The 13512-nt window shown below is 70.3% G+C and carries 13 protein-coding genes; 9 read left to right on the top strand and 4 right to left on the bottom strand.

Annotation, left to right across the window (positions count from 1 at the left end; genetic code table 11):
- Window positions 1-52: 52 nt before the first annotated feature.
- Both BKK81_RS27560 and BKK81_RS27565 read right to left on the bottom strand, forming a co-directional pair.
- Entirely contained in the window at window positions 53-1072 is a 1020-nt protein-coding gene (locus tag BKK81_RS27560) for an ABC transporter substrate-binding protein (protein WP_071019477.1), read from the bottom strand.
- Complete coding sequence (locus tag BKK81_RS27565; protein WP_083384481.1) at window positions 1072-2223, bottom strand: substrate-binding domain-containing protein; 1152 nt, start codon at window positions 2221-2223, stop codon at window positions 1072-1074. The genes BKK81_RS27560 and BKK81_RS27565 overlap by 1 nt, the downstream gene beginning before the upstream one ends.
- Window positions 2224-2612: 389 nt before the next feature.
- Here BKK81_RS27565 and BKK81_RS27570 point away from each other — a divergent pair, with 389 nt between their 5' ends.
- The 8 genes from BKK81_RS27570 to BKK81_RS27605 all read left to right on the top strand — a co-directional run bounded on the left by BKK81_RS27570 (window position 2613) and on the right by BKK81_RS27605 (window position 10002).
- Complete coding sequence (locus tag BKK81_RS27570; protein ID WP_231908109.1) at window positions 2613-3410, top strand: fumarylacetoacetate hydrolase family protein; 798 nt, start codon at window positions 2613-2615, stop codon at window positions 3408-3410.
- Entirely contained in the window at window positions 3407-4171 is a 765-nt protein-coding gene (locus BKK81_RS27575) for a fumarylacetoacetate hydrolase family protein (RefSeq protein WP_071019482.1), read from the top strand. Before BKK81_RS27570 ends, BKK81_RS27575 begins: the two co-directional genes overlap by 4 nt.
- Window positions 4172-4228: 57 nt before the next feature.
- Window positions 4229-5689: a 5-carboxymethyl-2-hydroxymuconate semialdehyde dehydrogenase gene (gene hpaE / locus BKK81_RS27580; RefSeq protein WP_071019486.1), complete on the top strand. Its 1461-nt coding sequence runs from the start codon at window positions 4229-4231 to the stop codon at window positions 5687-5689.
- Between the two features lie 243 nt (window positions 5690-5932).
- Window positions 5933-6781 carry a 3,4-dihydroxyphenylacetate 2,3-dioxygenase gene (hpaD, locus tag BKK81_RS27585; protein ID WP_071019488.1) on the top strand — a complete coding sequence of 283 codons (849 nt, stop codon included), beginning with the start codon at window positions 5933-5935 and terminating at the stop codon, window positions 6779-6781.
- A 29-nt stretch (window positions 6782-6810) separates the two neighbouring features.
- Window positions 6811-7203, top strand: coding sequence for a 5-carboxymethyl-2-hydroxymuconate Delta-isomerase (locus tag BKK81_RS27590; RefSeq protein ID WP_071019491.1), 393 nt, complete (start codon window positions 6811-6813; stop codon window positions 7201-7203).
- 58 nt (window positions 7204-7261) lie between these two features.
- On the top strand, window positions 7262-8065 hold the full coding sequence (gene hpaH / locus BKK81_RS27595) for a 2-oxo-hept-4-ene-1,7-dioate hydratase (protein WP_071019494.1): 804 nt from the start codon (window positions 7262-7264) through the stop codon (window positions 8063-8065).
- 55 nt (window positions 8066-8120) lie between these two features.
- Window positions 8121-8930 (top strand): 4-hydroxy-2-oxoheptanedioate aldolase, encoded by an 810-nt coding sequence (gene hpaI, locus BKK81_RS27600; protein WP_071019496.1) that lies wholly within the window; start codon window positions 8121-8123, stop codon window positions 8928-8930.
- Between the two features lie 64 nt (window positions 8931-8994).
- Window positions 8995-10002, top strand: coding sequence for a Bug family tripartite tricarboxylate transporter substrate binding protein (locus tag BKK81_RS27605; RefSeq protein WP_083384482.1), 1008 nt, complete (start codon window positions 8995-8997; stop codon window positions 10000-10002).
- Window positions 10003-10158: 156 nt separating this feature from the next.
- Here the strand turns inward: BKK81_RS27605 and BKK81_RS27610 are convergent, their stop codons facing one another.
- Window positions 10159-10809, bottom strand: a complete 651-nt coding sequence (locus BKK81_RS27610; protein WP_071019499.1) for an AraC family transcriptional regulator — start codon at window positions 10807-10809, stop codon at window positions 10159-10161.
- A gap of 89 nt (window positions 10810-10898) precedes the next feature.
- Window positions 10899-11618, bottom strand: coding sequence for a Crp/Fnr family transcriptional regulator (locus BKK81_RS27615; protein WP_071019502.1), 720 nt, complete (start codon window positions 11616-11618; stop codon window positions 10899-10901).
- Window positions 11619-11823: 205 nt separating this feature from the next.
- Here BKK81_RS27615 and BKK81_RS27620 point away from each other — a divergent pair, with 205 nt between their 5' ends.
- Window positions 11824-13461 (top strand): acyl-CoA synthetase, encoded by a 1638-nt coding sequence (locus BKK81_RS27620; RefSeq protein ID WP_071019505.1) that lies wholly within the window; start codon window positions 11824-11826, stop codon window positions 13459-13461.
- Window positions 13462-13512 lie beyond the last annotated feature (51 nt).

The following is a 13512-nucleotide window of genomic DNA, read 5'->3' on the forward strand; positions in this document are numbered from 1 at the left end:
GGAGAGGGGAGCAAACCATCGCGGGGATGGTGCGATCACGCCTGCCCCGCCCTCAGCGCACCTCCTTCAAATACTGGTCGCTGAAGGCCTTCTGCACCTCGGCCATCTTGCCGTAGTCCACCGTCCTGGCGCGCGCGTAGTCGGCGGCCGGCAGGAAGCGCGCCTGCACGTCCTTGGGCATGGTGCCGCGCACCGGCCGCAGGTAGGCATTGGCCCACAGCGCCTGGCCGGCGTCGGACAGCACGAAGTCGAGCACCTTGCGGCCCTCGGCTTCATGCGGAGCCTTGTTGACCAGGCTCATCACATAAGGCACCACCACCGAGCCTTCCTTCGGAATGACGAAGGCGACGTTGGCGTGGTCCTTGTAGCGCGCCCGGTAGGCGTTGAAGTCGTAGTCCAGCAGGATGGGGATCTCGCCCGACAGCACGCGCGCGTAGGCGGTCTGCTTGGGCACGATGGGCTGGTTCTTCTGCAGGTCCTTGAAGTACTTGAAGGCCGGGCCGAAGTTGTCCAGGGTGCCGCCCAGCGCCTGGTTGACGGCCACCGCGCCGACGTAGCCGACGAAGGCGCTGGCGGGGTCGAGATAGCCGACCAGGCCCTTGTACTCGGGCTTGAGCAGGTCGGCCCACGACTGCGGCACCGGCTTGCCGCGCAGCGCGTCGACATTGACCATGAAGCCCATGGTGCCCGAGTGGATGGCGAACCAGTTGCCCTGCGGGTCCTTGAGGCCGTCGGGAATGTCGGCCCAGTGGGCCGGCTTGTAGGCGGCGGTGACGCCGTCCTTGCGGGCCTGGATGCCGAAGGTCACGCCGTAGTAGACCACGTCGGCGACCGGGCTGGCCTTCTCGGCCACCAGTTGCGCCAGCGACTGGCCGGAGTTCTTGTTGTCGAACGGCACGGTGACGCCGGTCTTGTCCTTGATGGCGCGGATCTGCGCGGCCCAGTCGGCCCATTCGGGCGGGCAGTTGTAGCAGATCGCGGTCTGGGCGGCGGCGGCATGGCTGAGCGCGGCGGTGCCGAGGGCCAGTGCGATCGCGCGCAGGCCGCGGCGCCAGGAACGAATCGGATGCATCAGGAACTCCTTGGTTGGACTGCGGGGGGGACAGCGTCGGAAAGGGCTGCGGGCGCAGCGTCGGATGAAGCGTCGGGGACTATGGCATCGGCACCGGCTGCGGCAGCGTCACCCGGCGGCGCGCCGATGGTGCCGCCCGGGCGCAGCGCATGCGCCAGCAGCGTCACGCGTGCGCCGGCGGGTGCGGCGCCAGGTTCGAGCCGGGCCAGCAGGCGCGCGATGGCCTGCGCGCCGATCTCGCCGCTGGGCTGCGCCACGGTGGCCAGCGCGGGCTCGACCGCCGTGCCCAGCGCGATGCCGTCGTAGCCGAGCACCGAGACATCGGCCGGCACGCGCAGGCCCAGGCGGCGCAGGTCGGAGATCACGCCGATGGCCAGCAGGTCATTGGTGCAGAACAGCGCGGTGGGCGCTCCGGGGCCCGCCATCAGTGCCGCCAGCTGGTCCGCGTTGCTGGCCGTGTGCGAGGGCAGGCACAGCGCGGGGGCGGGCGCGAGGCCCTGCGCACGCATGGCGTCCTGGTAGCCGGCGAAGCGCTGGCGCGCACGGTCGGAGGCGATGAAGGCGCCCGACACCACGGCGATGCGCCGGTGCCCGGCGGCCAGCAGGGCCTGTACACCGGCGCAGGCGCTGGCGCGGTTGTCCACCGAGACCGAGTGGCGCCGCCCGCGCGGCCCGGCCTGGTTGTAGGCCAGCACGTAGGGGATGTCTTCCGTGTCGAGCTGGTCGAGCACGGCGCTGCGGGCGGCGTCCGCCACGGTCAGCACCATGCCGTCGACGCGGTGGCGCAGCAGGTACTCGACGCGCTCGCGTTCGCGCTCCGGCCGGTAGCCGCTGGTCACCAGCATCAGCGAATACCCGGCCGCCAGCGCGGCCTCTTCGATGCCATGCCAGCACTCGGCGAAAACCGCGTTCTCCAGCGTCGGCAGCATCACGCCGATCATGCGGGTGCGCTGCGCGCGCAGCTTGCTGCCCAGCAGGTTGGGGCGGAAGCGCAGCGTGCGGGCGGCGTCGAGCACGCGCTGCGCGGTGGCGTCGCGTACCAGCGCCGGGCTGCTGAACACGCGCGAGGCCGTGGCCAGCGACACGCGTGCGGCCTCGGCGACATCGGCCAGGGTCGCGGCGCCGGGAAGCGGGGCATCGTCTTGCGTCATCGGCGGGCTGCTTGCCGGCAGCGTGCCGGCAGGTTTGAAAACGTTTTCATTTCAGTCGAAAAAAAGCGGGCGTCAAGGCCCGTCACGGTGTGCGCGCATGTTGCGCTGCGTCATCCAGGTGCGTCGATGCACCGGCAACCGTGTCTGGGCGGCATTGTGCGGAGCGTCGATGACAGGGCCATGACAGCACGGTAAGGTGACGTAGGGTGACGGCGGCGGCCATCGGCGCAAGGCTGGAGCGTGCCGGCGCCGGCGCGAGACACGGTGCTTGAAAGCAGCGGTCTTTTTAATTAACATGTTAATCAATGAATGAGCACGAGACCGGCGCGTCGGTCACGCGGGCATGGCGCCCGCGGCCGGCACCGGTCCATCGGGAGCGAGAGGAGACCATGAGCGCAAGCATGACGCGGCTGGCACGGATCGCCGTGCGCGGCGGCCAGCCGGCCACCGCCGAGGTGGAGGCAACGAGCGGGCTGCCGCTGGACGGCGGCCGCACGCTGGACCCGGCGGCCTTCCGCTGGCTGCCGGCGGTGACCGGCACCGTCTACGGGGCGCTGCTGAACTACCGCGGCGCGCTGGCGGCCCTGGGTGACAGCGTCCACGCCGCGCCCTACCAGGCGCCGCCGGCGGCGCCGATCCTGTACCTCAAGCCGGCCAACACCCTGGCCGGCCACCTCGCCGAGGTCGAACTGGCGCCCGGCACGGAGACGCTCGAGATCGGCGCCGCGCTGGGCATCGTGATCGGCCGGCGCGCCACCCGCATCGACGCGGCGCGCGCTGCCGACTACATTGCCGGCTACACCGTGGTGTCCGACGTCAGCGTGCCCCACGCCAGCTACTACCGTCCGGCGGTGCGCCACAAGTGCCGCGACGGCTACTGCCCGATCGGCCCCTGGATCACGCCCCGCGCGGCGGTGGCCGACGCCGGCGCGCTGGCGCTTTCGGTGCGCATCAACGGCGAGGTGCGGCAGCGCAACCACACATCCAACCTGATCCGTCCGGTCGAGCAGTTGCTGGCGGAAGTCAGCGCCTTCATGTCGCTGGAAGCCGGCGACGTGCTGCTGGCCGGCGTGCCGGAGGGCGCGCCGCTGGCGCGCGCCGGCGACGTGGTGGAGATCGAGATCGAGCATGTCGGCCGCCTGCAGCACCGCGTCGTGGCGGCCGCCCGTAGCGGGGAGGCAGCATGAAGACCGCGCGCGTTGCGTATGACGGCCTGGTCCACGGTGCCCGGCCTGCCGGCGCGGGCCGGCTGAAGCTGGACGACGGCCGCGAAGTGGCCGAGGACGCGGTGGTGTGGCTGCCGCCGGTGGCGCCGCGCACCAGTTTCGCGCTGGGGCTGAACTATGCCGACCACGCGAAGGAACTGGCCTTCAAGGCACCGGAGGAACCGCTGGTCTTCCTCAAGGGGCCGGGCACCTTCATCGGCCACCGCGGCCGCACCATCCGCCCGGACGGCGTCAAGTACATGCACTACGAGTGCGAGCTGGCGGTGGTGATCGGCCGCACCGCGCGCCACGTCAAGGAAGCCGATGCCTATGACTATGTGCGCGGCTACACCGTGGCCAACGACTACGCCATCCGCGACTACCTCGAGAACTACTACCGTCCCAACCTGCGGGTGAAGAACCGCGATACCTGCACGCCGCTGGGCCCCTGGCTGGTGGACCGCGACGATATCGACGACCCGATGAACCTGACCCTGCGCACCACCGTCAACGGCAAGCTGACGCAGGAGGGCTCGACGCGCGACATGATCTTCGGCATCCCGTGGCTGATCGCCTACCTGAGCAGCTTCATGACGCTGGAAGCCGGCGACATGATCCTCACCGGCACGCCGGAAGGGCTGGCCGACACGCAGCCCGGCGACGAGGTCGTCACGGAGATCGAGGGCATCGGACGGCTGGTGAACACCATCGCCGCCGCGGGCGGATACGGCAGCACCGACTGAAGCGCCGGGCGCAGCGGACACACGTACTTGCCGGGCGCCGGCAGCAAGGAGACTGAGATGATCAAGCACTGGATCGATGGCAAGCAGGTCGACAGCAAGGACCGCTTCACCACCTGGAACCCCGCCACCGGCGAGGCCATCGCCGAGGTCGCCGCGGGCGGCGAGGCGGAGATCGACGCCGCCGTCGCCGCGGCCAAGGCGGCCTTTCCCAAGTGGGCCAACACACCGGCCAAGGAACGCGCGCGCATCATGCGCCGGCTCGGCGAGCTGATCGCGCAGAACGTGCCGCAGCTGGCGGCGCTGGAAACGCAGGACACCGGCCTGCCCATCGCGCAGACCAGCAAGCAGCTGATCCCGCGCGCTTCCGAGAACTTCAACTTCTTCGCCGAGGTGTGCGTGCAGATGAACGGGCGCACCTATCCGGTCGACGACCAGATGCTCAACTACACGCTCTACCAGCCGGTCGGCGTGTGCGCGCTGATCTCGCCGTGGAACGTGCCCTTCATGACGGCCACCTGGAAGGTCGCGCCCTGTCTGGCGCTGGGCAATACCGCCGTGCTGAAGATGTCCGAGCTGTCGCCGCTCACCGCCGACCAGCTCGGCATGCTGGCGCTGGAAGCCGGCGTGCCGCCCGGCGTGCTCAACGTGGTGCAGGGCCTGGGCGCCACGGCCGGCGACGCGCTGGTGCGCCATCCGGACGTGCGCGCGGTTTCCTTCACCGGCGGCACCGTCACCGGCAAGCGCATCATCGAGCGCGCCGGCCTGAAGAAGTTCTCGATGGAACTGGGCGGCAAGTCGCCGGTGCTGGTGTTCGACGACGCCGACCTCGAGCGCGCGCTCGACGCGGCCCTGTTCACCATCTTCTCGATCAACGGCGAGCGCTGTACCGCCGGCTCGCGCATCTTCGTGCAGGAGACCGTCTACGACGAATTCGTGCGCCAGTTTGCCGAGCGCGCCGCGCGCCTGCGCGTGGGCGACCCGACCGACCCGCAGACCCATGTCGGCGCGATGATCACGCGCCAGCATTGGGAAAAGGTGACCGGCTACATCCGTCTGGGCGAACAGGAAGGTGCGCGCATCCTGGCCGGCGGCCCCGAACTGCCCGAAGGCCTGCCCGCGCACCTGAAACACGGCAACTTCGTGCGCCCGACGGTGCTGGCCGACGTCGACAACCGCATGCGCGTGGCGCAGGAAGAGATCTTCGGGCCCGTGGCCTGCCTGATCCCGTTCAAGGACGAGGAAGACGGCCTGGCGCAGGCCAACGACACCAGCTACGGCCTGGCCTCCTATATCTGGACCCGGGACGTGGGCAAGGTGCACCGCCTGGCACGCGGCATCGAGGCCGGCATGGTCTTCGTCAACAGCCAGAACGTGCGCGACCTGCGCCAGCCCTTCGGCGGCACCAAGGAATCCGGCACCGGGCGCGAGGGCGGCGAGTACAGCTTCGAAGTGTTTGCCGAGGTGAAGAACGTGTGTATTTCGATGGGCAGCCACCATATCCCCAAGTGGGGGGTATGAGGGCCGGGGGGAATGGGCAGTGGGCAGGCGCTGGCATGAGGTGAACGCCGTCGTACTGGCGAATGCCGGCCCTCACCCCCGACCGCTCTCCCGCGGGCGCGAGAGGGGAGCAGGCAGCAGGAAGCAGGAAGCAGGAAGCAGGCAGCAGGAAGGATAAGGGCCATCGCTCTGGCCGGAACCCGGCAAGCAAGGCAGACAAGGCGCAGGCCGGCAGGCACGGCGCCACAGGAAGGAGACAAGACCATGGGCAAGCTTTCGCTGGCCGCCAAGATCACGCATGTACCGTCGATGTACCTGTCGGAGCTGCCCGGCAAGCACCACGGCTGCCGCGCGGCGGCCATCGCCGGGCACCGGGAGATCGGCCGCCGCTGCCGCGAGCTGGGCGTCGACACCATCGTGGTGTCTGACGTGCACTGGCTGGTCAACGCCGGCTACCACGTCAACTGCAACGCGCGCTTCGAGGGCATCTACACCAGCAACGAGCTGCCCCACTTCATCAAGGACATGGCCTATGCCTATGCGGGCAACCCGGAGCTGGGCCGCCTGATCGCCCAGACCGCGTGCGAGCACGGCGTGATGACGCGTGCGCACGAGATCGGCAGCCTGGAGCTTGAGTACGGCACCCTGGTGCCGATGCGCTACATGAACGGCGACCAGCATTTCAAGGTGGTCTCCATCGCCGGCTGGTGCGCCTGGCACCAGCTCGACGAGAGCCGCCGCTTCGGCGTCGCGCTGCGCGAGGCCATCGAGAAGAGCGATGCCAACGTGGCCTTTCTCGCCAGCGGCTCGCTGTCGCACCGCTTCAACGACAACAACAGCCCGGAAGAGAGCATCCACCAGATCAGCCGCGAGTTCTACAAGCAGGTCGACCTGCGCGTGGTCGAGCTGTGGAAGCAGGGCGACTGGGCCACCTTCTGCCGCATGCTGCCCGAGTACAACGAGCTGTGCGTGGGCGAGGGCGGCATGCACGACACGGCGATGCTGCTGGGGCTGCTGGGCTGGGACGCCTATGACAAGCCGGTGGAGATCGTCACCGACTACTTCACCAGTTCGGGTACCGGCCAGATCAACGCGATCTTTCCGCTGCCCTGATTCTTTGCCGAGATTCCGCGAGCACTGCCATGCCTCATGTCATCGTCGAGTACACCGACAACATCCGCGCCGAAGCCGACGTGCCGGCACTGCTGAAGACCATCAACGACACCCTGATCGCACAGGGCGGGGTGTTTCCCATCGGCGGCATCCGCTCGCGCGCCATCGCGCTGGCGGACTACCGCATGGCCGACGGGGAAGAAGACTACGCCTTCGTCCACGTGACGCTGAAGATCGGCGCCGGGCGCGAGGCAGCGGTCAAGAAGAAGGCCTGCGACGAGCTGTTCGAGGCGATCAAGCAGCATTTCGCCGAACTCTACGCCAGGCGCTACCTGGCCTTGTCGATGGAACTGGTCGAGTTCAACGAGGGCGGCAGCTACAAGCACAACAACGTGCACGCCCGTTTCAAGAAGGCCGGCTGAGGCACGCCGAGCCGGCCCATCCGTTCATTGTCGCGGCGCTCGCGCCGCCGGAGTCCCCATGCTGAGTCCCGAACTGATCCGCCAGGTGGCGGAACGCCTGAACCAGGCGGAGAAGACCCGTGTCCAGATCCGCCAGATCTCGCTGGACCATCCCGACATCACCATCGAGGATGCCTATGCGATCCAGCGCGAATGGGTCGCGCTGAAACTGGCAGAAGGCCGCACCGTCAAGGGCCACAAGATCGGGCTGACCTCGCGCGCGATGCAGATGTCGTCGCAGATCGACGAGCCCGACTACGGCACCCTGCTGGACGACATGTTCTTCCACGAAGGCGGCGAGATCCCCACCGGCCGCTTCATCATGCCGCGCGTGGAGGTGGAGCTGGCCTTCATCCTCGGCAAGCCGCTGGCGGGTCCGAACTGCACGTTGTTCGACATCTATGACGCGGTCGAGTACGTGATCCCGGCGCTGGAGATCATCGATGCGCGCAGCCAGTCCATCGATCCCGAGAGCAAGCGCCCGCGCAAGGTGTTCGACACCATCTCCGACAACGCGGCCAACGCCGGCGTGGTGATGGGCGGGCGCCCGGTGCGGCCCTTCGACGTGGACCTGCGCTGGGTCTCGGCCATCATGTCGCGCAACGGCGTGATCGAGGAGACCGGCGTGGCCGCCGGCGTGCTGAACCACCCGGCCAACGGCGTGGCCTGGCTGGCCAACAAGCTGCATCCCTTCGGCGTGCGCCTGGAGGCCGGCGAGGTGATCCTGGGCGGTTCCTTCACCCGCCCGGTGGTGGCCCAGGCGGGCGACACCTTCCACGTCGACTACGGCCCGCTGGGCACGGTCGGCTGCCATTTCGCCTGAGCGCGCCACCCGCGCTCCCCGCACCGGGGTCGCGTGCGGCCCGAGGAGTTTCCCCATGGATTTCCCTGTCAATACCTTCAAGCGCGCACTGCAGGCGGGCGAGCAGCAGATCGGCCTGTGGCTGGGCCTGGCCAGCCCCTACACCGCCGAGCTGCTGGCCGGCGCCGGCTTCGACTGGCTGCTGATCGACGGCGAGCACGCGCCCAATACGGTGCCGTCCATCCTGGCCCAGCTGCAGGCCGTGGCGCCCTATCCGGTGCGGCCGGTGGTGCGCGCGGCCTGGAACGATGCGGTGCTGATCAAGCAACTGCTCGACATCGGCGTGCAGACGCTGCTGGTGCCGATGGTGCAGACCGGCGAGGAAGCGGCCGCCGCCGTGGCCGCCACGCGCTACCCGCCGCAGGGCGTGCGCGGCGTCGGCGCCGCGCTGGCGCGCGCCTCGCGCTGGAACCGCGTGCCCGGCTACCTGGCGCGCGCCAACGAAGAGATGTGCGTGCTGGTGCAGGTGGAGACGCGCGCCGGGCTGGACAACCTGGATGGCATCCTCGCCACCGAGGGTGTCGATGGCGTCTTCATCGGCCCCTCCGACCTCAGCGCCGACTTCGGCCACCTGGGCAACCCCGGCCACCCCGAGGTGCAGCAGGCCATCGCCGATGCCATCGCGCGCATCCGCGCCGCCGGCAAGGCGGCCGGCATCCTCAGCGGCGACGCGGCGCAGTCGCGCCGCTACATGGACCTCGGCACGCGCTTCACCGCCGTCGGCGTGGACACCACCGTGCTGGCCCGCGGCGCCGAGGCGCTGGCCGCGCAGTTCAAGGCGGCGCCGCCCGCCGCCGCCGGAGCGGCACAGGACAAGACCTACTGACGCCCGCCCTGCCGCGCCAGGGGCCAAGACACAGAACAACGCCCTATTCCAAGGAGACACGACCATGCCGGCAGCACAGCGCCAGCGCCATTTCCCTTCCCGCCGCCGCGCCAGGCTCGGCACGCTCGCCCTGGTGGCCGGCCTCGGCCTCGGCCTCGGCGGCATCACGGCCGCGCGGGCCGAGCCGCCCGCGCGCTGGGTGGTGCCTTACAGCGCGGGGGGCGGCAGCGACCTCGCCACCCGCATCGTCGCGCAGAAGATCTCGCCGGTGCTGCAGCAGAACATCGTGGTGGACAACAAGCCGGGCGGCGCCACCATCCTGGCCGCGCAGGACGTGGCGCGCGCCAAGGCGGACGGCGCCACGCTGCTGACGGCGGGGCAGGGCACGCTGGTGCTCAACCCCGCGCTCTATCCCAAGCTGCCCTATGACGCCAAGGCCGACTTCACCCTGGTGACTCCGCTGGTGCGGCTGCCGGTGGTGCTGGTCACCAGCCCGCGCGTGCCGGCCCACACCCTGGCCGAATTCATCCAGTGGCTGAAAGCGGACGGCGGCAAGGCCACCTACGCCTCGGTCGGCACCGGCAGCCCGCACCACCTGAGCGCCCAGCTGATGCTCGACCGTCTCAAGGCACAGGCCGTGCACGTGCCCTACAAGGGCACGCCGCCGGCACTGCAGGACCTCGCCGGCAGCCAGGTCGACTTCATGATGGCCGACCTGTCCGCCGCCGCGCCGCTGATCCGCGCCGGCCGCATCCGCGCCATCGCGCTGCCCGCCGAGCAGCGCGCCGCGGTGCTGCCCAACGTGCCGACCTTCGCCGAGGCCGGCCTGGCGGACTTCACCGCCTTTGCCTGGCAAGGCGTGGTGGTGCCGGCCGGCACGCCGTCCGCCACGGTCGACAAGCTGAACGCCGCCATCGTCGCCGCGCTCAAGGACCCGGCGGTCGTCAAGCAGATGCAGGATCTCGGCCTGGAGCCGATGGGCGACAGCCGGGCCGGCTTCGCCGCCTTCGTCGGGCGCGAACAGGCCAAGTGGGGCGCGCTGATCCGGGCGCACCATATCACGCTGGAGTAGGGGGCAGGCGGGCCGGGCTGGCGCCTCCGTGGCGGGCATGCGTGATGGGGCTCACGTTGACGGACCTTGCCTGCGCCCGCGTGCACCGCTGGCGACGACCGGAGGAGGGCGCCGGATTTTCCGGCCGCCGCTGAGCCGTTCCGCCGCTGCGCCGCCTCAGGCGGCGGCCGGATGCCAGCCCGGCAGCGTGCGCGTGGCCGCCGGCGCGCCGGGCGCCGCCAGCAGGCAGGCGGGGTGCATGCCGTGCAGGTTGGCGCAGGCGTTGGCCAGCGTGGCGGCGTCGCGCAGGCCGGCTGCCTGGGCCAGGCGGCCGAGGCCGGCCGGCGTGGCGGTGTCGGGCGGCAGCCCCGGCACCGCCAGCGCATAGAGCGCGTGCGCCACGCGCTGCTCGCGCAGCAGGGCGTGCAGTGCCTCGCCCTCGGCGAACAGCCGCGCGCGCACCAGGCGCGGCGCCACGTGCCAGCGTTCGGCGGCCAGCGTGGCGTTCCAGGCCAGGCGGGGCTGCAGGAAGATCGCATGGGCCAGCGCGCGTGACCAGTATTTTTCCTGCCCGCCCGCCAGCAGCATGCGCGGGCAGGCCTGGTCGGGCACCGCGGTCAGCGTCAGCTCCACCGGCCGGCCGGGGCCGGCCTGCAGGTCGCAGTCGAAGTGGGCGAAGGCGGGGACCACGAAGGGATCGCCGGGCCGGACCTCGCGCCGCGCATTGGCATCGCGCAGCCGTGCCACGCCGCGCACGGCTTCCACGCGCACGGCGAAGGGGAAGCGCAGCCGGCTCAGGCGAAGTTCGGAGGGGATCTGGAAGGCCATGACGGGTCGGGAAGCCGGCGCGCTTCAGGCGCGCCGTGCCGGCATTGTATGCCGGCCGCGCGGTAGAGAGCTCATAGCACTCATAGCGCTCATAGCGCCGACAGCCCGAAGCGGCGCAACTGCTCGAGGTCGGTCACGCGGATGCTCTGGTAGGACAGGTCGACCATGCCGTCGGCGGCCAGGCGGCGCAGGGCCTGGTTGACGCGCTGGCGGGACAGGCCCGTGAGCAGGCCGATTTCCTCCTGCGACAGTTCCAGCACGGCGCTGGTGCGGGGATACAGCGCCGGATGGAAGAGCTGGGCGATGGCCTGGGCGACGCGCGCGTCGGCGCCCAGCAGGCGGTCGTTCTGCACCATGGCGATGAACTGCCCCATGCGTTCGTTGAGCTGGCGCACCACGAAGGAGGCGAAGGGCAGGCTTTCGCCGAGCAGCGTATGGAATACATCGTCCGGCACCAGCAGCACGCGTGAATCGCGGATGGCGATCACGTCGTAGCGGCGCGGTTCGCGCTTGAGCACGCTGCCTTCGCCGCACCAGCCGCCGGCCGGTACGCCGGAGAAGGTGCAGCCGCGGCCATCGGCGGTATAGACCGCCAGCTTGATCAGGCCGGTGTCGGCGCCGATCCAGTAGCGCGAGGTCTCGCCGCGGCGGGCGATGTAGGCGCCTGCCGCGTAGTCCTGCACCAGGGTCTGCCGTGCCGCCAGGGCCTGGTGGTGCGGCGCCAGCGCGTCGAACCACGCATGGCCGGCGAGCACGGCGGCGGCCTGCGGGGCAGGGCCGGGGTCGGCGGACGGGGGCTCGGTGGTCATGGCGGCAGGCGGCGGCAGGCGGAAAGCGGCTGGCAAGGCGGTGGCGGCGACAGGACGGCGGAAGCGCTGGAAGCGGCGGAATGCGGCGCGCGCGGCGCACTGTCATCCAGGCGACAGTGCGGCGGCGTGTGCGATGATAGCCTTGCAGCGCAAAAAGTAACAGCGCCGGGCGCGGTCCGCGCCGGCGCACGTGGAGACTCCAAGCATGCCGACCGACTTCGAGACGGGCCTGGGCAAGAACCCGGCCAATTTCGTTCCCCTCACTCCCATCGACTTCATCGCCCGCGCTGCCGAAGTGTATGGCGACCGGCTCGCCATCGTGCACGGCCCGGTGCGGCAGAACTGGCGCGACACCTACGCGCGCACCCGCCGCCTGGCCAGCGCGCTGGCCGCGGCCGGGGTGGGCAAGGGGGACACCGTGGCGGCGCTGCTGCCCAACACCCCGGCCATGATCGAGGCCCATTTCGGCGTGCCGATGGCGGGCGCGGTGCTCAATGCGCTCAATATCCGCCTGGACGCCGCCAACCTGCTGTTCATGCTGCGCCACGGCGAGGCGCGCGTGCTGCTGGCCGACACCGAGTTCGCCGACGTGGCGCGCCAGATGGCGCTGGAAGTGCCCGGCCTGAAGGTGATCGCCGTGCATGACGCGCTCGGCCCCGTGCCGGCCCAGCCCTTCGGCGAGACCGACTACGAGAGCTTCCTCGCCGGCGGCGACCCGGAATACGCCTGGCGCCTGCCGGACGACGAGTGGGATGCCATTGCCCTGAACTACACCTCGGGCACCACCGGCGACCCGAAGGGCGTGGTCTACCACCACCGCGGCGCGGCCATCAACGCGGTCTCCAACATCCTCGAATGGGACATGCCCAAGCATGCCGTCTACCTGTGGACGCTGCCGCTGTTCCATTGCAACGGCTGGTGCTTCCCGTGGACGGTGGCGGCCCGCGCCGGGGTCAACGTCTGCCTGCGCAAGTTCGAGCCCAAGCTGGTCTTCGACCTGATGCGCGATGAAGGCGTGACTCACTACTGCGCCGCGCCCATCGTCCATACCGCCCTGGTCAACGCGCCGGCGGCCTGGCGCGAAGGGCTGCGCGGGCCGGTGCGCGGCATGGTGGCGGGCGCGCCGCCGCCGGCCGCGGTGCTGGCGCAGATGGAGGCCATGGGCTTCGACCTGACCCACGTCTACGGCCTGACCGAGGTCTACGGCCCGGCCGCGGTGTGCGCCGAGCAGGACAGCTGGACGGCGCTGTCGCAGGAAGAACGTGCGGTGATGAAGGCCCGCCAGGGCGTGCGCTACCACCTGCAGTCGCAGGTGGCGGTGCTGGATCCCGACACCATGGAGCCGGTGCCGGCCGACGGCGAGACCATCGGCGAGATCATGTTCCGCGGCAATATCTGCATGAAGGGCTATCTCAAGAACGAGAAGGCCTCGCGCGAAGCCTTCGCCGGCGGCTGGTTCCACACCGGCGACCTGGGCGTGTGCATGCCTGACGGCTACGTCAAGATCAAGGACCGCAGCAAGGACATCATCATCTCCGGCGGCGAGAACATCTCCTCGGTCGAGGTCGAAGACGCGCTGTACCGCCATCCCGCGGTGCTGGCGGCGGCGGTGGTCGCCCAGCCCGACGCCAAGTGGGGCGAGACGCCATGCGCCTTCGTCGAGCTGAAGGAAGGCGCGAGCGTCACCGCCGAGGAACTGATGGCGCACTGCCGCTCGCTGCTGGCGGGCTTCAAGGTACCCAAGGCGGTCTATTTCGGGCCGCTGCCCAAGACCTCGACCGGGAAGATCCAGAAGTTCGAGCTGCGCCGCAAGGTCAAGTCGGACTCGGCCATCGACGTCTGATGCCCGCGGCCTGAGGCCCCAACCCTGGCCGCGGCGTTCCGCGGCCGTGCG

Origin of the sequence: Cupriavidus sp. USMAHM13 (assembly GCF_001854285.1) — a bacterium.
Classification (GTDB): Bacteria; Pseudomonadota; Gammaproteobacteria; order Burkholderiales; family Burkholderiaceae; genus Cupriavidus; species Cupriavidus malaysiensis.

Coding starts and splice junctions, on each gene's coding strand:
- BKK81_RS27560 (WP_071019477.1), bottom strand. CDS start 1,072: ATGCATCCGATTCGTTCCTGGCGCCGCGGCCTGCGCGCGATCGCACTG.
- BKK81_RS27565 (WP_083384481.1), bottom strand. CDS start 2,223: ATGACGCAAGACGATGCCCCGCTTCCCGGCGCCGCGACCCTGGCCGAT.
- BKK81_RS27570 (WP_231908109.1), top strand. CDS start 2,613: ATGAGCGCAAGCATGACGCGGCTGGCACGGATCGCCGTGCGCGGCGGC.
- BKK81_RS27575 (WP_071019482.1), top strand. CDS start 3,407: ATGAAGACCGCGCGCGTTGCGTATGACGGCCTGGTCCACGGTGCCCGG.
- hpaE (WP_071019486.1), top strand. CDS start 4,229: ATGATCAAGCACTGGATCGATGGCAAGCAGGTCGACAGCAAGGACCGC.
- hpaD (WP_071019488.1), top strand. CDS start 5,933: ATGGGCAAGCTTTCGCTGGCCGCCAAGATCACGCATGTACCGTCGATG.
- BKK81_RS27590 (WP_071019491.1), top strand. CDS start 6,811: ATGCCTCATGTCATCGTCGAGTACACCGACAACATCCGCGCCGAAGCC.
- hpaH (WP_071019494.1), top strand. CDS start 7,262: ATGCTGAGTCCCGAACTGATCCGCCAGGTGGCGGAACGCCTGAACCAG.
- hpaI (WP_071019496.1), top strand. CDS start 8,121: ATGGATTTCCCTGTCAATACCTTCAAGCGCGCACTGCAGGCGGGCGAG.
- BKK81_RS27605 (WP_083384482.1), top strand. CDS start 8,995: ATGCCGGCAGCACAGCGCCAGCGCCATTTCCCTTCCCGCCGCCGCGCC.
- BKK81_RS27610 (WP_071019499.1), bottom strand. CDS start 10,809: ATGGCCTTCCAGATCCCCTCCGAACTTCGCCTGAGCCGGCTGCGCTTC.
- BKK81_RS27615 (WP_071019502.1), bottom strand. CDS start 11,618: ATGACCACCGAGCCCCCGTCCGCCGACCCCGGCCCTGCCCCGCAGGCC.
- BKK81_RS27620 (WP_071019505.1), top strand. CDS start 11,824: ATGCCGACCGACTTCGAGACGGGCCTGGGCAAGAACCCGGCCAATTTC.